At 54.3% G+C, this 22,658-nt stretch carries 24 protein-coding genes; all 24 read left to right on the forward strand.

All coding sequences use genetic code 11. The features are described from left to right. Positions 1–1,003, forward strand: a 1,003-nt coding sequence (gene fliF / locus ACW8F6_RS06050; protein WP_491574956.1) for a flagellar basal-body MS-ring/collar protein FliF, incomplete at its 5' end; no start/stop codon positions are given. Continuing rightward, positions 1,000–2,043, forward strand: coding sequence for a flagellar motor switch protein FliG (gene fliG, locus ACW8F6_RS06055; RefSeq protein ID WP_491574957.1), 1,044 nt, complete (start codon positions 1,000–1,002; stop codon positions 2,041–2,043). The genes fliF and fliG, both read left to right, overlap by 4 nt. A 29-nt stretch (positions 2,044–2,072) precedes the next feature. Then, positions 2,073–2,936: a FliH/SctL family protein gene (locus ACW8F6_RS06060; RefSeq protein ID WP_491574958.1), complete on the forward strand. Its 864-nt coding sequence runs from the start codon at positions 2,073–2,075 to the stop codon at positions 2,934–2,936. Then, entirely contained in the window at positions 2,926–4,293 is a 1,368-nt protein-coding gene (gene fliI, locus ACW8F6_RS06065) for a flagellar protein export ATPase FliI (RefSeq protein ID WP_491574959.1), read from the forward strand. The genes ACW8F6_RS06060 and fliI overlap by 11 nt, the downstream gene beginning before the upstream one ends. Beyond that, a complete protein-coding gene (locus ACW8F6_RS06070; protein WP_491574960.1) occupies positions 4,290–4,721 on the forward strand; it encodes a flagellar export protein FliJ in 432 nt (143 codons plus the stop codon). The genes fliI and ACW8F6_RS06070 overlap by 4 nt, the downstream gene beginning before the upstream one ends. A gap of 425 nt (positions 4,722–5,146) precedes the next feature. Further along, positions 5,147–5,452 carry an STAS domain-containing protein gene (locus tag ACW8F6_RS06075; RefSeq protein WP_491574961.1) on the forward strand — a complete coding sequence of 102 codons (306 nt, stop codon included), beginning with the start codon at positions 5,147–5,149 and terminating at the stop codon, positions 5,450–5,452. A 22-nt stretch (positions 5,453–5,474) separates the two neighbouring features. After that, positions 5,475–7,178 (forward strand): SpoIIE family protein phosphatase, encoded by a 1,704-nt coding sequence (locus ACW8F6_RS06080; RefSeq protein WP_491574962.1) that lies wholly within the window; start codon positions 5,475–5,477, stop codon positions 7,176–7,178. 73 nt (positions 7,179–7,251) lie between these two features. Next, entirely contained in the window at positions 7,252–7,584 is a 333-nt protein-coding gene (locus tag ACW8F6_RS06085; protein WP_491574963.1) for an Hpt domain-containing protein, read from the forward strand. A gap of 218 nt (positions 7,585–7,802) precedes the next feature. Beyond that, positions 7,803–9,224: a flagellar hook-length control protein FliK gene (locus tag ACW8F6_RS06090; protein ID WP_491574964.1), complete on the forward strand. Its 1,422-nt coding sequence runs from the start codon at positions 7,803–7,805 to the stop codon at positions 9,222–9,224. Positions 9,225–9,452: 228 nt separating this feature from the next. After that, a complete protein-coding gene (locus ACW8F6_RS06095; protein WP_491574965.1) occupies positions 9,453–9,974 on the forward strand; it encodes a flagellar basal body-associated FliL family protein in 522 nt (173 codons plus the stop codon). Positions 9,975–9,983: 9 nt separating this feature from the next. Continuing rightward, positions 9,984–10,979, forward strand: coding sequence for a flagellar motor switch protein FliM (fliM, locus tag ACW8F6_RS06100; RefSeq protein WP_491574966.1), 996 nt, complete (start codon positions 9,984–9,986; stop codon positions 10,977–10,979). A 33-nt stretch (positions 10,980–11,012) separates the two neighbouring features. Further along, entirely contained in the window at positions 11,013–11,459 is a 447-nt protein-coding gene (fliN, locus tag ACW8F6_RS06105) for a flagellar motor switch protein FliN (RefSeq protein WP_491574967.1), read from the forward strand. Between the two features lie 3 nt (positions 11,460–11,462). Then, the gene (gene fliO, locus ACW8F6_RS06110) at positions 11,463–11,942 is read left to right on the forward strand and encodes a flagellar biosynthetic protein FliO (RefSeq protein WP_491574968.1); all 480 of its coding nucleotides are present in this window, start codon (positions 11,463–11,465) and stop codon (positions 11,940–11,942) included. Between the two features lie 35 nt (positions 11,943–11,977). Beyond that, positions 11,978–12,724: a flagellar type III secretion system pore protein FliP gene (gene fliP / locus ACW8F6_RS06115; protein WP_491574998.1), complete on the forward strand. Its 747-nt coding sequence runs from the start codon at positions 11,978–11,980 to the stop codon at positions 12,722–12,724. 1 nt (position 12,725) lies between these two features. Beyond that, positions 12,726–12,995 carry a flagellar biosynthesis protein FliQ gene (gene fliQ, locus ACW8F6_RS06120; protein ID WP_491574969.1) on the forward strand — a complete coding sequence of 90 codons (270 nt, stop codon included), beginning with the start codon at positions 12,726–12,728 and terminating at the stop codon, positions 12,993–12,995. Positions 12,996–12,999: 4 nt separating this feature from the next. Further along, positions 13,000–13,773, forward strand: coding sequence for a flagellar biosynthetic protein FliR (fliR, locus tag ACW8F6_RS06125; RefSeq protein WP_491574970.1), 774 nt, complete (start codon positions 13,000–13,002; stop codon positions 13,771–13,773). 9 nt (positions 13,774–13,782) lie between these two features. Next, complete coding sequence (gene flhB, locus ACW8F6_RS06130) at positions 13,783–14,919, forward strand: flagellar biosynthesis protein FlhB (protein ID WP_491574971.1); 1,137 nt, start codon at positions 13,783–13,785, stop codon at positions 14,917–14,919. A 36-nt stretch (positions 14,920–14,955) separates the two neighbouring features. Then, entirely contained in the window at positions 14,956–16,047 is a 1,092-nt protein-coding gene (locus tag ACW8F6_RS06135; RefSeq protein ID WP_491574972.1) for an SMP-30/gluconolactonase/LRE family protein, read from the forward strand. Positions 16,048–16,124: 77 nt separating this feature from the next. After that, positions 16,125–18,299: a flagellar biosynthesis protein FlhA gene (flhA, locus tag ACW8F6_RS06140; protein ID WP_491574973.1), complete on the forward strand. Its 2,175-nt coding sequence runs from the start codon at positions 16,125–16,127 to the stop codon at positions 18,297–18,299. A 37-nt stretch (positions 18,300–18,336) separates the two neighbouring features. Continuing rightward, positions 18,337–19,725 carry a flagellar biosynthesis GTPase FlhF gene (flhF, locus tag ACW8F6_RS06145; RefSeq protein ID WP_491574974.1) on the forward strand — a complete coding sequence of 463 codons (1,389 nt, stop codon included), beginning with the start codon at positions 18,337–18,339 and terminating at the stop codon, positions 19,723–19,725. 45 nt (positions 19,726–19,770) lie between these two features. Continuing rightward, on the forward strand, positions 19,771–20,595 hold the full coding sequence (locus ACW8F6_RS06150) for a MinD/ParA family protein (protein WP_491574975.1): 825 nt from the start codon (positions 19,771–19,773) through the stop codon (positions 20,593–20,595). A 2-nt stretch (positions 20,596–20,597) separates the two neighbouring features. Continuing rightward, on the forward strand, positions 20,598–21,350 hold the full coding sequence (locus ACW8F6_RS06155; protein WP_491574976.1) for an RNA polymerase sigma factor FliA: 753 nt from the start codon (positions 20,598–20,600) through the stop codon (positions 21,348–21,350). A gap of 107 nt (positions 21,351–21,457) precedes the next feature. Continuing rightward, positions 21,458–21,841, forward strand: coding sequence for a chemotaxis response regulator CheY (gene cheY / locus ACW8F6_RS06160; protein ID WP_253361504.1), 384 nt, complete (start codon positions 21,458–21,460; stop codon positions 21,839–21,841). Positions 21,842–21,865: 24 nt separating this feature from the next. After that, positions 21,866–22,639 carry a protein phosphatase CheZ gene (locus tag ACW8F6_RS06165; protein ID WP_491574977.1) on the forward strand — a complete coding sequence of 258 codons (774 nt, stop codon included), beginning with the start codon at positions 21,866–21,868 and terminating at the stop codon, positions 22,637–22,639. Positions 22,640–22,658 lie beyond the last annotated feature (19 nt).

Genomic DNA, 22,658 nt, shown 5'->3' on the forward strand with positions numbered 1-22,658 from the left:
GCTGAGCACGGGTGAAGAGGACCTTGAGCTTGTGATGGCCGGCAAGCAGCGCGCCTACACCCGTAAGCTTGAAGGCGACCTGGTCGCTCGTATTAACAGTATCCTCGAGCCCATCGTAGGGGCCGGGAAATACCGAGCGGAAGTGGCCGCAGAAGTGGATTTCACCCAGGTGGAGCAGGCCGACGAAATATTTAATCCCGATCTACCCGCCGTGCGCAGTGAGCAAACGCTCGATGAAACCCAAGTGGGTAACGGTGCGGTGGCCGGTATTCCCGGCGCGCTTACCAATCAGCCGCCGAACGACGGTGCAGCGCCCGAGCAGGCAGCGCCAGGTGGCGCCGCAGACGCGGGCGGCCAGCCGCGCCGGGCCAGTAAACAAGCCACGCGAAATTTTGAACTGGATAGAACCGTAAGCTATACCAAACACCAGTTGGGCAAGCTTAAAAGACTTACCGTTGCCGTGGTGGTAGACGATAAACTGGTGCCGGGTGAGAACGGTGCCGAGCGCAAGCTGTGGACGGAAAACGAACTAGAGCGCCTGTCGATTCTGGTGCGCGATGCGGTGGGTTACTCGGCCGCCCGTGGCGACAGTGTCAATGTCCTTAATTCGCCGTTTCTCGGTGTCGAAGATATCGAGATTGTCGAGCCGGAAATTTGGCAGCAGGAGTGGTTTTTAAGTCTGGCAAAGCAGCTGGTGGGACTAATCATTGTACTGGTGTTAATCACCGGACTACTGAGACCCGTATTAAAAAGCTTGGCGGTGTCAGGCCAAAAAGCGAAAGAACTCGAGAACGCCAAAGAAATGGCGGCACTGGAAGAGGCGGGCCTAAGCGGCTTTGAAAACCTCTCCGATGAAACCGTCACCCTGACTGGCGGAGATGGTTTGGCACTGCCTAGCCCCGAAGAGAGTTACGAGCAACAAATAAACATCATTAAAGGCTTAGTTGCCGAAGACCCGGGCCGCGTTGCGCAAGTTATCAAGCGTTGGGTAAATGAAGAATGAGTGATCAGAAAACCCCAGACAAGGCTCAGGGCGACCAAAAGCCAGTACTGAAGATGTCCAAGGTGGATCAGGCTGCCATTTTGCTGATGTCCATGGGCGAAGCCGATGCCGCGCAGGTGTTAAAACATATGGGCCCGAAAGAGGTGCAGCGCGTGGGCACCTCAATGTCGCACTTAAATAACATCCAGCAGTTTGAAGTAGAGGCGGTAATCTCCAACTTTTTAGACGAAGTGCGCACCTTGACGGGTTTGGGCATGGGGGCAGACGGCTATATTCGCAATATGTTGGTAAGCGCCTTGGGCGAAGATAAAGCCAACGGCCTGATCGATCGAATTCTTTTGGGCGGCAATACCACGGGGCTGGATACGCTCAAGTGGATGGAGTCGCGCTCTGTGGCAGACATTATTCGCAATGAGCATCCGCAAATTCAAGCCATTGTTATCGCTTACTTAGACAGCGACCAGTCCGCCGAAATTCTGGGCTATTTTCCCGATAAAGTACGTTTAGACATAATGATGCGGGTGGCGTCGCTCGATACCGTGCAACCCAGTGCACTGCAGGAACTCAACGATATTCTAGAGAAGCAGTTCTCGGGCAATGCGGGCTCTCAAACCAAGGCGATGGGCGGCGTGAAAGTGGCCGCAGAAATTATGAACAACCTCGAGAGCTCCATCGAAGCCGATTTGATGGAGTCCATCAAGGAAGTGGACGAAGACCTGGGTACGCAAATCCAAGATCTTATGTTTGTGTTCGACAATTTGCGCGATGTGGACGACCGCGGTATTCAGGCGCTGTTGCGCGAGGTGTCTTCGGAAATTCTTATTGTGGCACTCAAGGGCGCAGACGAAGCGCTGCAGGAAAAAATATTCAAAAATATGTCCAAGCGTGCTGCCGAATTACTGCGCGACGATCTGGAGGCGAAAGGGCCTGTGCGGGTTTCTGAAGTTGAAGGCGCCCAAAAAGAAATTCTTACCATTGCGCGTCGCATGGCCGATGCCGGCGAAATTATGCTGGGCGGTAGTGGCGACCAGATGATGTAGCGGCAAGTCAATTCTTTGGGCGTTAATTTATGAGCGGTGCCGGTAAAAATTACATCAGCGCAGAAGAAGCCGCCAGTGCTGTGGCCTGGCAGCTGCCGCAAGTGGGGCAGGGCCAACGCATCCCCTCCGCCGAGAAGGAGGCGCGCGAACGCGAGCAGCGCGAGGCGGAAAAAGCCAAGGAGTCCGTGGAAGATGTGGAGCCTTTAGCGCTGCCAAGCGCAGAGGAAATAGCCGCCGTGTTGGAGGCGGCGCGCGAGGATGGCTACCAAGAAGGCTACCAATCTGGTTTAGACCAGGGCCTTGAAGAAGGGCGGGCGAAAGGCATAGAGCAGGGATTGGCGCAATCCTTGGCAGAGTCAGAACGCCTGCAGGCTCAGCTGCGCACGCTCATAGAGGAATTGAGCGGGCCATCCACCGAGCGACTGGGCGCTCTGGCAGAGCTGCTGGTGACGCTGGTAAAACGGCTGACGCAAAAATTAGTGCACACCGAGCTGTCTGTTCCGAGCCCCCATATTGAAAACTTAGTGCAAGCCTGTATGCAGGAACTGCCGGCCTTAAAACCGGGAGTAAAGGCAATTATTACATTGCATCCCGATGACCTGGCTTATCTGCACGGGGAATCGCTAATGTCTGAGCTTATGGATCGCTGCGATTGGCGAACCGATGAAAGCCTGCAACAAGGAGGATGCAGTGTAACCACGCCCGCGAGCCAACTGGATGCGCGCACGGAAGTGCGCCTGGCGGCCGTGTTACAGGCCTTTGAGCAGGGCCAGCTCGCCACAGGCGAGGCGCCCGAGCCGAGTGCAACGGCCAGCCAGCAGGCGATCAGCGAAACAGAAGCCGAAAATAGCTCAGGGGCGCCTACGCCGCCGGATGATCCCCATGTGGAGTGAACTGCAGGCCCAGCTGGCCACGCTAATTCCCACCGACGATTCCCCCTATCTGCCGCCGTTGGAGGGAAAGTTAACGCGCGTGGTGGGTATGACCCTGGAGGCCGAAGGCATAGATGTTTCTGTCGGTCAGGCCTGTGAGCTCATGACCAGCGCGGGGCCGGTTTCTGCGGAAGTGGTGGGCTTTAGTGGCGACAAGGTGTTTCTCATGCCTATGGCCAAAGCGTCTAATTTGCGGGTGGGTACCCGCGTCAGACCCAGTGCCACCGGCAACGGTATTCTGGTGGGGCCCGGGCTGCTGGGGCGGGTGATTAATGCGCTGGGTCAGCCGTTGGATCGAAAAGGACCGCTCGCACAGGTGCACGTGTCTGAACTGGGTCAGCAAAGTATCAACCCCTTAGACCGCCACCCTATCAGCGAGCCGCTGGATGTGGGTATTCGGGCCATCAATGGCCTGCTCACGGTCGGTAAGGGGCAGCGTATTGGCCTGTTTGCAGGTAGCGGCGTCGGCAAGAGCGTGTTGTTGGGCATGATGACCCGCTTTACCGATGCCGATGTGGTGGTGGTTGGTTTGGTGGGCGAGCGCGGACGCGAGGTCAAGGAATTTGTGGATCACATCCTCGGCGAGGCGGGCCTTAGCCGCGCGGTGGTGGTGGCATCACCCGCAGACGATGCGCCTTTGCAAAGATTGCGCGCCTCACACCTGGCAACAGAGATTGCCGAATACTTTCGCGATCAGGGTCAGAGCGTTTTATTGCTAATGGACTCCTTGACGCGCTATGCCCAGGCACAGCGCGAAATTGCCCTCGCCATCGGCGAGCCTCCGGCTACTCGGGGCTATCCGCCATCAGTCTTCGCCCGCTTGCCTCAATTGGTAGAGCGCGCGGGTAACGGTGCCAAAGGGGGCGGCTCCATTACGGCGTTTTACACTGTGTTGACCGAGGGCGACGACCTGCAGGACCCAATCGCCGACTCGGCGCGCGCCATTCTGGACGGTCACATCGTATTGTCCAGAAAACTCGCCGATGAAGGGTTGTATCCGGCCATCGACGTGGAGGCCTCGATAAGCCGGGTTATGCCAAACGTTGTGACTCCGGAGCACTTGAAAATGGCCCAGCAATTTAAAGGGCTGCAATCGAATTACACGCAAAATCGGGATTTGGTGAGCATTGGAGCTTATCAGCAGGGCGCCGATCCCGCCCTCGATCGCGCGATTCAAAAGCAACCGCACATTAAGAATTATATCCGCCAATCATTGGGTGAGCCGGTGTCCTTTACCGCTGCCAACCAGCAGTTGATGCAATTGCTACAGGATGTGCCGGATAAGGGGCGGCCGCTCGACCCGCGCAATAGTCCATGAGCCGTCTAAAACGCGCAGCACTGGTTGCTCGGCTTGCCAAGCGCAAGGAAGATCAGGCGGCCGAATTGTTGCGACTTTGGCGGCAGCGAGTGACGGCGCAAAGCGATCAATTACAGGAGTTGCACCGCTATCAGCAAGCTTACTTGGATGCTGCCAGAGCGACGCAGCAAACACTCCACGAGCTGCAGGCCAATCGCCAGTTTTTAACCCAGCTGGACAAGGTGGTGACCGAGCAAACACAGCGGCTTGCGCAGATGGAACAACAATTTTCGGCTTATTGTCAGCAGTGGCGAAGCCTGCACCAGCGGCGCAAAATGCTAGAGAGCTATCAGGATCGATTAGCCGCGGAAGCGCAACAGGCGCTGGACCGCCAGTGGGATAAGTTGTGTGACGAGCTGGCGGCCAGACCCCGCACCACCGATCATTAATAGCACCTATCACCGCGACAAATCCGGTCAGTGCGATCTGCAATCCTATTTCGTTGACGAAACAGCTCCCGGCACCTTGGTCTAAGGGGGCACTGTTGCGGTGCACATCGTTTATCGCCCGATTGGAACGGGCTTGCCAGTCATTGGCGCTACCGGCGAGTGTGGCAACTTGGTTGATGAACCATTGGATTGAGACTCTGTCTATACGTACAAGCTTGGCCTATAGTCCACTAGCTGCAATAGACGGCGTATGGGCGGGCAGGTTAATAGGGCAAATACTGATAATGGGCTATGCTTGTTATTGCATTGGCTAGCCAGCTTTACTGGCGTCCAGCGGCCCTATCATTGTACGCTGTGGCCAGCCAAGTGAACGCAGTGGCGTTAAAACAACGTGGCGCAGTATTCGTTAGAACAAGGAAACATCTATGGGTATTCGTACCAGTTACTCTGCAGACACAAACTCACTGATCATTGCCGTTGAGGGGCGCTTTGATTTTTCGGCGCACCAAGAGTTTCGCGCTGCCTATGAAGAGGCCGACCCCCAGCCTCAGAGCTATTGCGTAGATATGAAAGACACCAATTACCTAGACAGCTCAGCCCTGGGTATGTTGCTGTTGTTGCGCGACCACGCCGGCGGCGATGGCGCGCAAATTACCATTGAAAATTGCAGCGCCGATGTAAAGAAAATCCTCACCATTTCAAATTTTGAACAACTATTCACAATCAAGTAATTAGCTAACCGGGTAAGCGTCTATGAACGCCGCGACAGCGCTGACGATTCTGATTGCAGACGACACCAAAACCGATCGCATGATCCTGGAAAGCATCGTCAAGAAAGAAGGGCACCAGGCGGTGAGCGCCGTCAACGGCAAAGAGGCCGTTGAAACCTTCAAGTCAGTGCGCCCGGATATCGTACTACTCGATGTGCTGATGCCAGAACTGGATGGCATTGGAGCGGCTCGCGCGATTAAGGCGCTGGCCGGTGACGAAATGGTACCGATCATCTTTCTCACCTCGCTCAACGACACTGATTCACTGGTCAGCTGCCTGGAGGCCGGCGGCGACGATTTCCTAACGAAGCCCTATAACCGGGTTATTCTGCAAGCCAAGATAAAAGCTTTTTCCCGCATGCGCGACATGCACTCCACGATGCGCAAACAGCGCAATCAAATCCAGCGCAATAATGACCACATGTTGCAAGAGCAGGCGGTGGCCAAGCAGGTGTTTGATAATATTGCCCACAGTGGGTGCTTGCACGCGAGCAATGTGCGCCACTTTATGTCGCCGTTGGCGGTGTTTAACGGCGATGTTTTGGTGGGGGCATTGCGCCCATCCGGCAGCATGTTGATTCTGCTAGGCGATTTTACCGGCCACGGGTTGCCTGCTGCCATAGGGGCCATGCCGTTGGCCTCTACCTTTTATGGCATGGCACACAAGGGCTTCTCGCTCACTGACATACTCAGGGAAATCAATCAAAAGCTGAAAACCACCTTGCCCGTTGGTTTGTTTTGTTGTGCCACCATGGTAGAGATGAATTTTCAACGCAATTACGTGCGAGTGTGGAATGGCGGGTTACCCGACTGTTTTATCTACCGCACGAAAACCGGCAAAGTGGAAATGGTGAAATCTAGCCACCTGCCGCTGGGTGTGGTGGGTGGGAAAGATTTTAAAGACGACACCTGTTTTATCGAACTAGACCCAGGTGATCGGTTGTTCCTCTGGTCCGACGGCATCCACGAAGCGCGTAATGACCAAGGCCAAATGTTTGGCGAGGCGCGACTGTTGGACGTGTTTGAGCGCGTCGATGCAAGCGATGCAATCTTTGACGAGATACTGCAATCGGTGCAGACCTTCGTGGGTGCAGGCGAGCGCGATGACGACCTCTCGCTGGTTGAGCTGTGTATGGCAATGCCTGACAACCTCGAGCAATTGCAGGAATCCTACGGGGCCACTGCTGCGCGGGGGCTCACAGAATGGAACCTGAATTTCGAAGTGAAAGCGGCGAGTTTCCGCTATTTCGACCCATTACCACTGCTGCTTAATATTTTGCAAAGTGTGCCAGGGCTGCGCAAATACGGCGGGAATCTTTATACCATACTGGCCGAGCTGTATTCCAATGCACTGGAACACGGTGTGCTCGAGTTGGACTCCGCCCTGAAGAAGTCGGCAGATGGCTTTGTAAAATACTATGCCTTGCGCAGCCAACGACTAGAGGAAACCAAGGGCTCTGTAACATTTGGGATTGGTCATAAACTCACCAGTGCCGGTGGACTGTTGACTATCAATGTCAAAGATACAGGCAAAGGTTTTGATTACAGCCGGTATCAGCGCAAGGATGAAAACCTGACCTATTCGGGTCGCGGTATGAATTTGCTCAATGACCTGTGCCACAGTCTGCGCTATAAAGGTAAGGGTAATGAAGTAGAAGTGGAATTTGCCTGGCAAGACGACCACTGAGGTGTTTAAGGCAGGCAACTTGGCGGGGCATATCACCTGCCACTCAAGCAACAGGTAACGGGCGGAACACTAGATGAGTAACCTGGATACAGCGGCTATCGAAACCCTAAAAGAAGTCATGGAAGATGAGTTTAACCTGCTACTTGATACTTTTTTTGAAGATTCTGTCCAGCGTATTCAGGATTTGCGCAATGAGTACCAACAGCAGAATGCCGAGGCATTTCGGCGTTCAGCGCACAGCCTAAAGGGCAGCGCATCTAACCTCGGTGCCACCGGGCTTGCGGGTTTGTGTCTAAAGGCCGAAGAAATGGGGCTGAGCGGTGACCTTAATGGTGCCGAAAGCCTGCTTGAGCAAATCGACGCCGAATACCGCTCGGTGTCTACCTCGCTAGAATCCTATCGCTAACTCCCCTCGCTACTCAACCTGGCCGCCATTTTGCATTGTTTAGGTGTGTCGCGATTTCCGATTGAATAACATTGAGTTGTCACTTCGGCCTATTTTAAAAACCTCATAAAATCAATTGGTTAGCGATACATAGAAACCCGTGCTGGGAGCCCTTTGGCGGGCGCTGGCCAGGATTTGTCGATTGCCGGCAACAGATTGCCGGTCTGCGGGAGAGAGATATGGCTTCGAGTATTGCGTCGGTATCAGGATTATCGCAATTGATGGGTATTGGGACGAAAAAGTCCGGCGAAAGCGAGGCTTTTAGAGCCACCTTTGACGACGTGCGCGAGGCACATGCGGCAAAGGAAAATCCCGCGTCACGCGCGCGCGGCCGCACAGTCCCTCGGAATCACGAGCAACCGCCTGCAACGCGTGGCCGCGAGCCAACGCCGCGTGCAGACGCGCCTCATCGTGCCAGCCACACAGCGGCACAGGAACAGGCGGATCAGATCCAAACACCGGCAAGGCGCAGCGAGCACGACGAGTTAGACGCGCCGGCAATGCCGACAATAAGTGAAAATGCTCAAGGACGCGAAACTGAGCCAGTGGTGGCACAGGGTCTTATCCCCGTGTCCAACATGCAGCCCGAGCTCACTGAAAACCTGGTTCCGGCGCTGGCGGCAGGCGCGCTGCCTATGGCTGAAACAGACGCTGCGTTCACCTCTCAGCCCGCGGATGTGCAGGCGGCAGCGTCGATAACTGCGTTAGTTGCCGCGCCCGCTGCCACCGGCGGACTGGCCTCGGCCGAGCAGGTGATACTCGCCCCCCAAGGCGCCGACACCTTAATACTGCCCACGGGCGCCATGGCCACATTGGCGACGCCGCAGTCGGCCGGTCTCGTTGGGAATAACACACGCGCTATTAAGGTGGACGAGCTATCCACGCTAAGTGTCACTGTGTCGGACGTTGACGCATTGGCCGAAACACTTGATAGCGGTTTACTAAAGACTGCCTTAGCCACCGACAAGCCGGGCGCTGTGGCCACGGCTGTCAATATCCAGACCGTGGATGGGGGTAAAACATTATTACCAACTGTAAACGCCAATTTGTTGGCAGAGGCGGCCTTGCTGGACAAACCAAAAACAGAGGGCGGCTCCTTGGTGCAGCCGGAGCTGCGTAGCGGCACCGGCTTGGCCACGGGCAGCGCGATAAATTTCCGGGCGCCGCCATTGGAAGGGGCCGCTAAAAACTTGCCTGTCACAGTTCCTGTGAGCCAGCCGAATTGGGGGCAGGCGACGGGCGAACGAATACTCTGGATGGTGTCGCAAAAGCTGCAATCGGCCGAGCTGCAACTAGACCCACCGGAGCTGGGGCCCTTACAGGTGCGCATCAGTGTGCAAAATGATCAAGTGAGCTTGAGTTTTGTGAGTCACAGCGCGCAGGTGCGCGATGCCTTAGACCAACAGGCGCTGCGCTTGCGGGAAATGTTTGAGGGGCAGGGGCTGGATCTGGTGGATGTGGACGTATCTGATCAATCCTTCCAGCAACAACAAGAGCAAGCGCAGCAACAGGCCCGCACTGGCACTGATGCAGAGGATGTGGCCTTAGAGGCGCCAGTGATTACGCCGGCCAGTTTGCACCTGGTGGATCACTTCGTATAAATCCCAAGTCCCGTCTCGCCGGGCTGCCAGGCCCGGCGAAATAGCTGCCCTGCGTCTGACCTTTCGACCTGCCGACTGTTATACCTGCCCGTCTCGATTGCCGTTGCGTATTGCCACTGAACTACACTAGTGGGGAAGCAATACTGTGCCTGTTAGACTCGAATGGCACGGCCTTTGCTGGAACCCCCATAAGGGGGCTAATTCTCGCCAAACTGACGGACTTTTGACATGGCAGAAGAAGAAGCGACGGATGTAGCCGTCGAAGGTGGTAGTAAAAAGAAACTGATCCTTTTAATTGTGCTGGGCATGGTATTGGTGGGTCTCTCAGTAGGAGGAACGCTGTTTGCCTTGCAAATGTTTAACGAACCGACTGTGGCCGTGGAGGGAGAAGAAGGGGAAGAGGGCGAAGTCGAGCCCGCGGCACCCAAGTTACCTGCCGTTTACTTTCCGCTCAAGCCTCCCATTATCGTCAACTTTCAGTCGCGTGGACGACAGCGTTACTTACAGGCGGAAATTTCTCTAAAAATTCGCGACCCAGAGGTGGTGGCGGCAGTGGAGTTGCATATGTCCATGATTCGCAATGCGCTGGTTATGTTGCTAAGTGGACAGGTATACGAAGATTTACAGACGCCAGAGGGTCGCGAATTGATGCGTCAGCAGGCGTTGGAAGAAATTCAACGGCTTGTGGAAAATGAAATCGGCAAGCCAGGGGTGGAGCAGGTACTGTTCACTAATTTTGTCATGCAGTAGGGGTTGGCTGTGCAAGACTTACTCTCACAAGACGAAATCGATGCGCTCCTTCACGGTGTAGACGATGGCGACATAGATACCGATTCGGATGAAGATCCGGGTTCGGTTAAATCCTATGATCTTACCAGCCAGGACCGTATCGTTCGCGGCCGGATGCCCACCCTTGAAATGATCAATGAGCGCTTTGCACGCTACACCCGAATCAGCATGTTTAATTTGTTGCGTCGCACGGCGGACGTTTCCGTTAGCGGTATACAAATTCAAAAGTTTGGCGAGTATGTTCACACCCTGTACGTGCCAACCAGTTTGAATATGGTGAAATTTCGGCCGTTGCGGGGCACAGCACTGCTTATTCTCGATGCGAAATTAGTATTTAAACTGGTTGATAATTTTTTCGGTGGCGACGGTCGCCATGCCAAAATCGAGGGGCGCGAGTTTACACCCACCGAATTGCGAGTTGTGCAAATTGTGTTGCAGCAAGCCTTTATCGACTTGCGAGAGGCCTGGAAAGCGGTGATGCCCATAGAGTTTGACTACATCAACTCGGAGGTTAACCCCTCCATGGCGAACATCGTCAGCCCCAGTGAAGTGGTTGTGGTGAGCACCTTTCATGTCGAGCTGGATGGCGGCGGCGGTGAGTTTCACATTACCTTACCCTATTCAATGATTGAACCCATTCGCGAAGTACTGGATGCGGGGCTTCAAAGTGATTCAGACGATCAGGATGAGCGTTGGGTCAAATCCCTACGCGAAGATGTGATGGGTGCCAAGGTTCAGCTCGAGTGCGATATAGCGCGCCGGCAGATTACCTTGCGCGATATTGTCGAGCTGAAAGCCGGCGATGTAATCCCTATCGATCTCCCAGAAAGTCACATTATCACTGCGAATGGCGTCCCAATTTTTAAAGCAAAGTTTGGTCAGTCTCGAAAAAATTTGGCCTTCTCTGTGCAGGAATTTATTGACAGAAGTAAACCCGGCTATCTCAGTGACATTGGTTTTGAGTAGTTGCAAAACGTTTAGGTAAAACAGGATCTAGCCATGAACGACGAATTACCCCCCGAAGACGACGATACCGAACCCGATCAAGAGGCTATGGCCGATGAGTGGGCGGCAGCCATGGCGGAGCAGGGCGACGAAGAAGAGGATGAGGCCGAACCTGAGCAGCCGGCGGCCAAGTCGATGCCACTTGATGAGTTAGAGCCTGTTGTCTCTCCCAGTGCACATAGCCAGGATCTGGATACCATCCTGGATATTCCCGTCAGTATTTCGATGGAGGTAGGGAGTACCTCTATTACAATCCGCAATCTACTGCAGCTTAATCAGGGATCGGTTATCGAGCTGGATCGGCTGGCCGGGGAGCCACTTGACGTACTGGTGAACGGCACGCTGATTGCTCACGGAGAAGTGGTGGTTGTCAACGAAAAATTTGGTATTCGCATGACGGATGTAGTCAGTCCATCTGAACGCATTAAACGCTTGAGGTAAGCCATGCAGTGGCTATGGATTAGTGCAGAAACCGCGGTGCCAAAGGCCACGGCAGGTGTCTTGGTAAAGGGCCAGTCAGCTGCCGATATGGCAGTACAATTGGTGCAAGTACTGTTTTCCTTGGGTCTTGTGGTTGGATTGATTTTTGCGATTGCGTGGTTTATCCGTCGCAATCGCCATTTCACCCAGACAGACAGACAGATTCAGTTTGTCGAGCGTATGTCGCTGGGAACCAAAGAACAATTGGTATTGGTGGAAGTGGCAGGCGAGCGATTACTGCTGGGCGTCAATGCCGGCGGCATCAATACACTACACCATTTTTCAGCGCCTTCCAGCGCACCATCTTCTAGCACAGTTGCCGCTGCAGCCAATGGCAAATGTGCAGTCGAACCCGAAAAGCCGGCGGGTTTGAAGGCTTCTGGCGAGGGGCCCTCCTTTGCCAGTTTTCTGTCGGGTATGCTTAATCAGAAGGTCTCTGGCTGATGTGGCGAGCTTGTTTAATTGCGATCCTATTGGCAATGTTAAGTGGCCTGGCGGCCGCCGATGATTCAGGTGCCGGGAACAGCCTACTGAATAATTTAAGCGGTAAGGGTATACCTGCTGTGTCGTTGACTACCAATCCCGACGGTAGTCAGGAGTACACGGTTACCATTCAGATTTTGGCGATTATGACGTCGTTGACGTTATTGCCCGCCATTCTCATGATGATGACCAGCTTTACCCGTATCATCATTGTCTTTGCGATATTGCGACAGGCATTGGGGCTCCAGCAGTCGCCTTCAAATCAAATTCTTATTGGTTTAACGTTATTTTTAACGCTTTTTATAATGATGCCGGTGTTTACTCAGGTGCACGAACAGGCCGTTACCCCTTATTTAGAGGAGCAGGTGACATCGTCTCAGGCGTTAGATCTGGCCATTAAACCTTTTCGGGAATTTATGCTCGGACAAACCCGCGAGTCTGATTTGGACTTGTTTTTAGACATTGGTCGCTACGGCGATGTGGCAAGTGTGGACGACGTACCCATGTCGGTATTGATTCCGGCCTTTGTCACAAGCGAATTGAAAACAGCCTTTCAAATTGGCTTTATGCTGTTTATTCCTTTTCTGATTATCGATTTAGTGATCGCCAGTGTATTAATGGCCATGGGTATGATGATGTTGTCCCCGCTCATTATTTCACTGCCCTTTAAAATCATGCTGTTTGTTCTAGTTGATGGCTGGGCCATGGTTATTGGTACCTTAGCCGCAAGTTTTGGAGTCTGACATGACGCCAGAAGTGGTGATGGACCTCTACGCCGACGCCTTCTTTTTGGCGGTGATGGTTATCGCCGTCATTGTGGGGCCGAGCCTCATTGTGGGCTTGATTGTGAGTATGTTTCAGGCTGCCACCCAGATTAACGAACAGACGCTGAGCTTCTTGCCGAGATTATTGGTCACTTTAATAACGATCATGATTGCCGGTGGCTGGCTTTTATCTGAATTTATGGATCTGTTTAATCGAACATTCCAGCAAATCCCCTTGTTAATTGGTTGACATAGTGGACTTCTCCGCAGATTTGTTAACCGGCTATATTCTGCAGTATTTCTTACCATTAGTGCGGGTATCCGCCTTTCTGTTGGCGGCGCCGGTATTCGGCTCTCGGCTGGTGAATGCCCGCGCCAGGCTACTGCTGGCAGTATTGCTAACCTTGTTGGTTGCACCGCTTTTACCTGAATTGCCCGCGGTATCGGGCTTTGGGTTGGAAACCTGGTTGCTGGTCTTGCAGGAATCGCTTATAGGCCTTACCGCTGGATTCTCCATGCAGCTTGCTTTCCAAGTGGCGGTGCTCGCGGGACAATACATTGCTATGAAAATGGGGCTCGGTTTTGCCTCTATGAATGACCCCGCGAGCGGTTTAACGGTCACCGTGGTATCGCAGTATTATTTGATGCTCGTCACCTTGTTATTTGTGGTGGGCGATGGGCACCTGATGATGTTGCAGCTGCTGGCAGAGAGTTTTTACACCACCCCAATTGGTGTCAGCATGCCGCTGGCATTGCTGTGGGATCTGGTTATGGCGGGCAGCTGGATGTTTGGGGCGGCGTTGTTGATCGCATTGCCCGTACTGACCTCGTTGATGATCGTTAATATCGGTTTTGGCGTGATGGGGCGCTCGGCGCCGCAAATGAATATCTTTACGGTGGGCTTTCCTATAACGCTAATTTTAGGCGCTTTTCTAATTTGGTTTGGCTTTACGACCTTTCTTGGTAACTACACCCAATTTATGCAGGATGGCTTTGCCATTTTGCGTCACATGCTAAATATTCCTTAGGTTGCAGTCATGGCAGAAGACAACGACAGCAGTCAGGAAAAAACGGAAGAGGCGACCCCCCGAAAACTTGAAAAGGCCCGCGAAGAGGGCCAGGTTGCCCGTTCCCGCGAGTTGACCACCACTATTTTATTGCTGACCGGTACATTGGCGCTATTGGCTAGTGCGGAGTTTTTGGGGGCTAAGCTGGTGCGTGTGTTCCGCGATTCGATGGTACTCGATCGCGAGGCCGCCTTTGATCCAGCGTTAATGTTGGCGCACATGGGCAAAGCCATGCTCGATGCCATGGTGGGATTAGCTCCGATGTTTTTGGCGTTGATGGTGGCGGCCTTTGTGGGTCCCATCGCACTGGGCGGTTGGTTAGTGAGCACCAAGGCGTTGATGCCTAAGCTTAACCGCATGGACCCGCTAGCGGGGCTCAAGCGTATGTTTTCTATGAAGTCGCTCATGGAGTTGTTAAAGGCCATTGGCAAAGTAGGCGTGATATTGACGGTCGCTGTGTTGTTATTGCAAACCCTGCGCGATCAATTGTTGGGACTGGCTACCGAGGCCTTGGTGCCCGCCATTGGCCACGCACTTTGGCTGGCCATATTGTCAGCCATTGTACTGTCTGCCAGCACCGTATTTATCGCAATAATCGACGTGCCATTTCAAATTTGGGATCACGCTAAAAAATTGCGGATGTCCATGCAAGATATCAAAGACGAGTACAAAGACACTGAGGGTAAACCCGAGGTCAAGGGCCGGGTGCGTCAATTGCAGCGGGAGATGGCCAATCGACGGATGATGGCAGAGGTGCCTGAAGCCGATGTGGTAATTACCAACCCCACGCACTTTGCGGTGGCCTTAAAGTACGACCCTGAGACCATGGATACTCCTATTTTGGTGGCAAAAGGAGTGGATCAGATTGCCCTGAAAATCCGTGAAATTGCCGTGGCTCACAAGGTCGAAATAGTTGAGTCGCCGGCGCTGGCGCGCTCTATTTTCCACACCACGGAACTGGATACCCCTGTTCCTGCCGGACTCTATGTGGCGGTGGCCCAAGTGCTTGCCTACGTCTTTCAATTGCGCAGCTTCCGCCAGGGCCAAGGGACCAAACCGAAAAAACCGGGCGGTATCCAAATTCCACCCAATCTACGCTACGATTAGCGCCAACGCGTAGTTCCAAATCAGGGTAGGACACAGATGAAGGGAAAGTTGAGTGCACTGTTGGTGTTCTTGTTGGTGTGCTATTTGGCGTTTTGGCCGGTACCTGTGGCGCCGGTGGCCTGGCAGGCGCCGGTCAATCAGGGATATGTGGCGGAATTTGCAAAAAACTCAGCGCTGTCTGCTGCCGAGGCTATGCCCTTGGGGGCCCATAGTGGTCCCGAAGCGGTGGTGTTGGATTCGCGCGGTTGGTTGTATGTCAGCACGCACGAGGGGTGGATTCTTCGCTCGAAGGATGCCGGTGAGAGCTTTGAGTCCTGGGTCAACACCGAGGGCCGGCCACTGGGGCTGGCGGTAGACGAGGCGGGTCAACTGCTGGTGGCGGACGCCTATCGCGGACTATTGCGCATTGATCAACAGGGGCTGGTCCAGATTTTGGCGGCGTCCTTTGACGAAAAGCCCTTAGGTTATGTGAACGACGTTGCCATTGCCGAAAGTGGCGCTATTTATTTCACCGACTCCTCTGAAAAGTTTCCCGCGAAGCGCAACGGCGGCACCTATCCCGCCAGCCTGCTCGATATTATGGAGCATGGCGGCCACGGTCGTCTGTTTCGTCTGGACCCCGCAACCGAGCAGTTAACTGAAGTTGCCCACGGTTTTAATTTTGCCAATGGGGTGGCTACCCTGGCAACGGGCCAAGAGGGCTTCGATCAAGTGCTGGTGGTTGAAACCGGTAATTACCGCGTGCTGCGATTTGATCTAGCCGATGGCGTGGTGATGTCTCAGCATACCGTGATCGACAATCTGCCCGGCTTTCCCGATAACATCGCCCGTGCGCCCGATGGCAGTCTTTGGCTGGGGCTGGTGTCGCCGCGCAGCGCACTTTTAGATAAGTTGGCCGATAAACCGGCCCTGCGCGCATTGGTACAGCGATTACCGGGCTTTATTCGCCCCAAAGCTCAACACTACGGTATGGTGGTTAAGCTATCGCCGGAGGGCAAAGTGTTGCGGCAGCTGCAAGACCCCAGCGGCGAATATTACACAACCACTGGCGCCGCCGAGTCTGACTCCCATGTGTTTATCAGCCGTCTGCACGGCTCAGCGTTACTGCGTTTAAAGAAAGACACATAATTTGCCGTCCAAGGTGTCATTTAGGTACGCTTTTTGCGACAGCCCTGTGAATTACAGGGGAGTGTCAAAAAAGCGTTATGGCCTTACCAGGATTAGGCAGTCTGCCGGCCTTTAATCGGCAACAATTTTTCGGCAACGTCTCGCGCATGGGCCGCGGCAATTTGGGCATTCCCTTACTGTTGCTCATGCTGCTGGGTATGATGACGCTGCCCATACCCGCCTTTTTGCTGGATGTTTTTTTCTCTTTCAATATTGCCCTCTCAATCGTTGTGTTGCTGGTGGGTGTCTATGCCCTGCGGCCACTGGACTTTGCGGTTTTTCCCACCATTTTGCTGTTAGCAACGCTGCTGCGCTTGGCGCTTAACGTGGCGTCCACCCGTGTCGTGCTGCTGCACGGTCACGAGGGTGGAGATGCCGCCGGTAAAGTGATTCAAGCCTTTGGTGAAGTGGTGATCGGCGGTAACTACGCCGTTGGTCTGGTGGTGTTTTTGATTCTCATGATCATCAACTTCGTTGTGGTAACCAAGGGCGCCGGGCGCATCTCGGAAGTGAGCGCGCGGTTTACGTTGGATGCCATGCCCGGTAAGCAAATGGCCATTGACGCCGATTTGAATGCCGGTTTGATCGATCAGGAAGAGGCCAAACTTCGGCGCTCCGAAGTGGCCAGTGAAGCCGATTTTTACGGCGCGATGGACGGCGCCAGCAAGTTCGTTCGCGGCGATGCGGTGGCGGGTATTCTGATTTTATTGATTAATGTCATCGGCGGTCTGATTGTCGGCATGGCGCAGCACCAGCTGGAGTTCCAGGACGCACTGCAAAAATACATTCTACTCACCATTGGCGACGGCCTGGTTGCTCAGATTCCCTCGCTATTACTGTCTACATCAGCCGCGATCTTAGTCACGCGGGTCAACACTTCTGAAGACATGAGCAATCAAATCATGCGTCAGATGTTTGACTCGCCCAAGGCGCTGGCTGTTTCGGCCGGCGTGTTATTCATAATGGGTTCTATTCCCGGTATGCCGCATGTGGCGTTTTTAGGCCTGGGTTCCGTGGCCGCCGGTTTGGCTTGGTATGTACACAAGCAGCGCTCCCAGGGCGAATTGGTCAACGATGGTGAAGCCCCGGCCGGTACCGTCAAAAAAGACGCCGGTGCGCCCCGAACGCCCGAGGCGCCAGCATTGGAGCACCAGGCAGAACCCGTTGAGGTCAGCTGGGATGACGTAAAACCCGTGGATGTGATCGGTTTGGAAGTGGGTTACCGCCTGATTCCAATGGTGGATAAGGGGCAGGGTGGGGAGTTGCTTGGACGAATCCGCGGAGTTCGGAAAAAAATGTCTCAGGAGGTGGGCTTTTTGGTACCCACGGTACACATCCGCGACAACCTGGATTTACAGCCCAACCAATACCGTGTGACGTTAATGGGTGTGGCGATCAGCGAAGAAGAAGTGCATCCAGACCGGGATTTGGCCATCAATCCGGGGCAGGTATTTGGCGATGTAGAAGGTATCGACGCAAAAGACCCTGCCTTTGGTTTGCCATCGGTCTGGATTAAGAAAACCGAACGCGATCACGCGCAAACTTTGGGTTATACGGTGGTGGATGCCTCCACCGTAGTGGCGACACATTTAAATCAAATATTGAGCCAGCACATTAGCGAATTGCTGGGCTTGGAAGATGTCCAGCAATTGGTGGACAAGCTGGCCAAAAATTCGCCGAAGCTCGCCGAACATCTGGTGCCTGAGAGCGTCAGTTTGAAAACGCTATTAAAAGTACTGCAGTTGTTGCTTCAGGAAAATGTCTCCATTAAGGACATGCGCAGTATTGCAGAAGCCATCGCTGCCAGCAGCGAAAAGAGTCAAGATCCCGTCGCCTTGATGACCGCAGTGCGGCAGGTACTCAGCCGGCAGATAGTGCAAAGCCTTGTGGGCAACGACTCGGACATCCCTGTGTACACCTTGGACCCCTCATTGGAACAGATCTTGCTGAAGACCTATCAGCAGAGTCAGAAAAGTGGCGATGGTGGCCCGGTCATCGAGCCGGGATTGGCGGAAAAATTGCGCGAATCTGTTCAGCAGGTGGCGAAACAGCAAGAAAGTACCGGTGCGCCGGCCGTGCTGATAGTTGCCACCCAGCTGCGCTACCAACTCGCGCGGTTTGTTAGAGCCTTTGTCCCGGATATGGTCGTATTGGCTTACAACGAGATACCGGGTAACAAGCAGATTACCATTGTGGGCAGCGTGGGTGCATAGCTGATGCATCACGCCGATCCGATGGCAGGAGTAAACGATGGCGATTAAAAAAATTGTTGCAGCAAACATGCGCAGGGCCCTGGAGATAGCGCGGGATCAGTTAGGTGCCGACGCCATTATCTTGTCTACCCGGCGCCATCCCGACGGCATCGAATTGATGGCCACCGTTGAAGCTCAGGGCCAGTTCCCGGAAGAACAGGCCGCTTTTGCCACCCAGCAGCAGGATGAGGTTGCCCCCCTCGATAGCGATAACGCCTGGCAGCATCAGCAAGTGGTGTCGAGTGCACTGGCCGATCAAACGCCGGCGGCGCAGCCCTCGCGCACGGCACTGGGTGTCCAGGGCACGGTTTTTGGCGGCAAGACCGGTCCCCAACTGGCAGCGGAAATTGAAGCGGCGCGCCAGCGCATGTTGGCCGAACGCAAACAGCAGCAAGCGCCGGCGGCGCCAATGCAAGATGTTTGGGCTTCGCAGCTGCAAAAAGGAACCAGTGCGGTAGATTCCCCTGCCTCGGCACCGACTGCACTTTCGGCGGGGCAGGAAATGGCGCGGCTGCATGCTGAGCTAGCAGAAGTGCGTCAGTTGCTCCATCAACAATTGGAGCAGGGGGCCTTTGGAGCCCATTCGGCGGCCAGTCCTCTGGCGCAAAAATTAATGGCGCTGGGGCTGCCAGCCCATCAAGCAGAGCGCTTGGTGGCTTCTGTGGACACCGATTTACCCGCAGCAAAAGCCTGGCCAGAGGCCCTGGCCTTGTTATCGCAGCGTTTGCCCGTTAGCGGTAAGGATCTGGTCGCTTCTGGGGGAGTCTTTGCATTTGTAGGGCCCACCGGTGTAGGCAAGACCACTACTCTTGCCAAACTAGCCGTGCGCCATGTGCTGGCACATGGAACTGAAGGCCTTGCGCTGGTCACCACCGATAACTTTCGCCTGGCGGCGCACGAACAGCTAACTTCGCTCGGCCGCTTACTTGGCGTACCGGTGAAAGTGGTGGGCGAGGGCGAGTCACTGGCCCAGGTGCTAACCCACCTCAGTCACAAGAAGCTCATTCTGATCGACACCGCCGGCTTGCGCCACGGCGATCCGAGGTTGAAAGCGCAATTGGAACAGCTGCGCTCGGCTGGACAGGTGCAAAGCCTGCTGGTATTGGCCGCTAATAGTCAGCGTCAGATGCTCAAAGCCAGTTGTCACGCCTACGGTACCGCAGCGCCAGTGGGGATGATTTTAACTAAGCTGGATGAAACCCCATCGCTGGGCGAGGCACTTGGCATGATGTTGCAGCACCGCCTGCCCCTGATTTACACCACAGATGGGCAGGAAATCCCGGCGGACCTTCACTTGGCCAAGGGACATCAGCTGGTGGCAAGGGCCGCTAAGGTCGCGAGTAGTGCCTCCTCAACAGACAATCGCAACACACCACTGCAGGTTTAAGCCGAGCAACTATAATCAAGGCAGGTATTATTTGTGGGAGTAGCCATGGCGCACCATCCAGTTCAGGTTATCGCCGTCACCGGTGGCAAAGGTGGTGTTGGTAAAAGCAACATTTCCGTCAATATGAGTATCGCGCTGGCACAGCTGGGGCGGCGAGTCATGCTATTGGATGCCGACCTCGGATTGGCAAATGTCGATGTTTTATTGGGTATTCGGGCCACCAAAACGCTGGCAGATGTGCTCTCTGGCCAATGTAGCCTGCGCGAGGTATTGATCAATGGGCCAGGCGGCGTGCGCATTGTGCCGGCCTCCTCGGGTGTTCAGCAGATGGCGTCCCTCAGTCGCCAACAGCACGGCGCCCTGATACGGGCCTTTAGCGACTTGTCGGATCAACTGGATGTGCTGGTGATCGACACCGCCGCAGGTATTAGCGACACAGTAGTGAGCTTTGTGCGCGCGGCCAACGAAGCACTGGTGGTGGTGTGCGATGAACCCTCTTCCGTGACCGACGCCTACGCCTTGATCAAGTTATTGCACAAAGATGCGGGGCTGCAGCGATTTCGGGTAGTGGCTAATATGACGCGCACCGCCAACGAAGGTAAGCAGCTGGTTCACAGGCTCCAGCAGGTGTGCGATAAATTTTTGGATGTGGCGCTGCAGTTTGAGGGCGCTATCCCCTTTGACGAAAGCGTACGCAAAGCCGTGCAGCACCAGCGCGCATTGATAGATTACGCACCCCATGCCAAAGCTTCGATCGCCCTTCGCTCGCTCGCCGAGCGCGTGCTTCAATGGCCGCTGCCTAAAGCGGCCACTGGCAACCTGGAGTTCTTTGTCGAACGCCTGTTGGAAACCTCAGAAGCGGGCGTCTGAGAATGGCAGCAGTAGAGGGATTAGCCATGTATGACCAGGCCAGCCGGTCACCACAGAAAACCATCTGCATAGAAGACTATGCGCCCTTGGTGAAGCGGATTGCCTATCATTTAATGCTTAAAATGCCTGCCAGTGTTCAGGTTGACGACCTGATTCAAGCGGGAATGATTGGCTTGCTAGAGGCGTCGCAGAAGTTTGACCCCAGCAAGGGCGCCAGTTTTGAAACCTATGCGGGCATTCGCATCCGTGGTGCCATCATGGATGAAACTCGCAAAGGTGACTGGGTACCCCGGTCTGTGCACCGCAACGCCCGCAAAGTCAGTCAGGCCATTGCCACGCTGGAGGCCAGCCTTGGGCGCGAGGCCAGTGAAAAAGAAATTGCCGAATCCATGGATATGACTCTCGCCGAGTATCGGGTCATTTTGCAGGACACCTCCAATGCCCGATTATTCAGCTACGAGGAGTCGGCCAGTGACGACGAGCTGACCGCTGAGAAGCCGTCTTCTATAGGGCTGGAGGCCCCCACCGATGCCTTTGAACGCCAGGCGCTAAAGCAATCCTTGGCCAGGGCGATAACACAGTTGCCAGAAAGAGAGCAGCTGGTATTGTCGCTCTACTACGACGAGGAGTTAAACCTAAAGGAAATTGGTCAAATTTTAGGCGTCAGCGAGTCGCGGGTTTCACAAATCCACTCGCAGGCCGCCGCCAGGTTAAAAGCCAAGCTGTCGGGTTGGACAGCAACCAGTGCTGATTAGATCGCACAGGAATAAATTGGTCTATTTTGTGACTAAAACTGGCTAGTAGTATTCCAGCTACTAGACTTGAAGGTAAACGGGGTCCAGCAGTTACGACGGAGGTTGCTTTGGACAAAAATATGAAAATCCTGATCGTTGATGATTTCTCAACTATGAGACGGATCATTAAAAACTTGCTACGCGATCTGGGGTTCAGCAACACCCAAGAGGCCGACGATGGGGCAACGGCGTTGCCCATGTTGAAGGCGGGCGATTTCGACTTTTTGGTCACTGACTGGAATATGCCCGGTATGACCGGTATCGAGCTATTGAAACAGGTCAGGGCCGATGAAAAGCTGGCTTCGCTGCCGGTTTTAATGGTCACTGCCGAGGCCAAACGGGACCAGATCATCGAGGCTGCGCAAGCCGGCGTGAGCGGTTACGTGGTAAAACCCTTTACCGCACAGGTACTCAAAGAAAAAATCGACAAGATTTTTGAGCGTGTGGGTTAACTGATAGCAGTAGCAAGGGTGCCCATGGACAGCCAAGCAGATGAAACGGGCAATCAAGAGTTTGTTGCAGAGTTACGCGACTGCGCCAAATTATTGATTGAAAAGCTGGAAGGCAATCACTTTGACGATGCATCTAAGCTTATCGAGCAGATCATCTCCAGCCGTGATCGCCATCTTTTTAACCGCGTGGGAAAACTGACACGCGGGCTTCACACCGCCATTAAAAATTTTAATGTGGATGCGCCGGTCACCGAATCTGAGAACCTGTCAGATGCCACTGACCGGCTTAACTATGTACTGAAGCTCACGCAGGATGCTGCGAATAAAACCATGGACAAGGTAGAGGCCTCGGCGCCTATTGCCATGGACCTGGGCAATGAGGCCAAGGCACTCAAATCGCAATGGCAGGCACTCATTCGGCGCGAATTGAGTGCCGATGATTTTCGAGATCTTTATCGGCGCATAGAAACCTTCCTGGATCAAATGGAAACCGGGGCCGGGGCGCTGAATGCCAATTTACAGGACATAATCTTGGAGCAGGGCTACCAGGATTTGACGGGGCAAGTGCTGAAAAAAGTCATAGACCTGGTATCTGACGTAGAAACCAGCCTAGTTGATTTGATGCGCTTGGCCGGCCAGGTAGAAGAAATTACAGGAATTCAGAAACCCGTCGATAACATGGGTGCCGACGGTAGAAATACCGCAGGTGAAGGGCCACAGATTCACGCCGAAAAGCGTACCGATGTGGTTTCAGGGCAGGACGATGTGGACGATTTGCTGTCCAGCCTCGGCTTCTGATAAAAAACAGCTGCCAGTT

The sequence above is a fragment of the Simiduia sp. genome (assembly GCF_058345725.1).

Bases quoted from the DNA above. Each gene is read 5' to 3' on its own strand.
- ACW8F6_RS06095 (WP_491574965.1), top strand. From the start codon at position 9,453: ATGGCAGAAGAAGAAGCGACGGATGTAGCCGTCGAAGGTGGTAGTAAA.
- ACW8F6_RS06135 (WP_491574972.1), top strand. From the start codon at position 14,956: ATGAAGGGAAAGTTGAGTGCACTGTTGGTGTTCTTGTTGGTGTGCTAT.
- ACW8F6_RS06060 (WP_491574958.1), top strand. From the start codon at position 2,073: ATGAGCGGTGCCGGTAAAAATTACATCAGCGCAGAAGAAGCCGCCAGT.
- ACW8F6_RS06075 (WP_491574961.1), top strand. From the start codon at position 5,147: ATGGGTATTCGTACCAGTTACTCTGCAGACACAAACTCACTGATCATT.
- fliO (WP_491574968.1), top strand. From the start codon at position 11,463: ATGCAGTGGCTATGGATTAGTGCAGAAACCGCGGTGCCAAAGGCCACG.
- flhF (WP_491574974.1), top strand. From the start codon at position 18,337: ATGGCGATTAAAAAAATTGTTGCAGCAAACATGCGCAGGGCCCTGGAG.
- fliI (WP_491574959.1), top strand. From the start codon at position 2,926: ATGTGGAGTGAACTGCAGGCCCAGCTGGCCACGCTAATTCCCACCGAC.
- fliQ (WP_491574969.1), top strand. From the start codon at position 12,726: ATGACGCCAGAAGTGGTGATGGACCTCTACGCCGACGCCTTCTTTTTG.
- fliN (WP_491574967.1), top strand. From the start codon at position 11,013: ATGAACGACGAATTACCCCCCGAAGACGACGATACCGAACCCGATCAA.
- flhB (WP_491574971.1), top strand. From the start codon at position 13,783: ATGGCAGAAGACAACGACAGCAGTCAGGAAAAAACGGAAGAGGCGACC.
- fliP (WP_491574998.1), top strand. From the start codon at position 11,978: ATGTTAAGTGGCCTGGCGGCCGCCGATGATTCAGGTGCCGGGAACAGC.
- ACW8F6_RS06165 (WP_491574977.1), top strand. From the start codon at position 21,866: ATGGACAGCCAAGCAGATGAAACGGGCAATCAAGAGTTTGTTGCAGAG.
- ACW8F6_RS06070 (WP_491574960.1), top strand. From the start codon at position 4,290: ATGAGCCGTCTAAAACGCGCAGCACTGGTTGCTCGGCTTGCCAAGCGC.
- ACW8F6_RS06150 (WP_491574975.1), top strand. From the start codon at position 19,771: ATGGCGCACCATCCAGTTCAGGTTATCGCCGTCACCGGTGGCAAAGGT.
- ACW8F6_RS06085 (WP_491574963.1), top strand. From the start codon at position 7,252: ATGAGTAACCTGGATACAGCGGCTATCGAAACCCTAAAAGAAGTCATG.
- ACW8F6_RS06090 (WP_491574964.1), top strand. From the start codon at position 7,803: ATGGCTTCGAGTATTGCGTCGGTATCAGGATTATCGCAATTGATGGGT.
- ACW8F6_RS06155 (WP_491574976.1), top strand. From the start codon at position 20,598: ATGGCAGCAGTAGAGGGATTAGCCATGTATGACCAGGCCAGCCGGTCA.
- fliG (WP_491574957.1), top strand. From the start codon at position 1,000: ATGAGTGATCAGAAAACCCCAGACAAGGCTCAGGGCGACCAAAAGCCA.
- ACW8F6_RS06080 (WP_491574962.1), top strand. From the start codon at position 5,475: ATGAACGCCGCGACAGCGCTGACGATTCTGATTGCAGACGACACCAAA.
- flhA (WP_491574973.1), top strand. From the start codon at position 16,125: ATGGCCTTACCAGGATTAGGCAGTCTGCCGGCCTTTAATCGGCAACAA.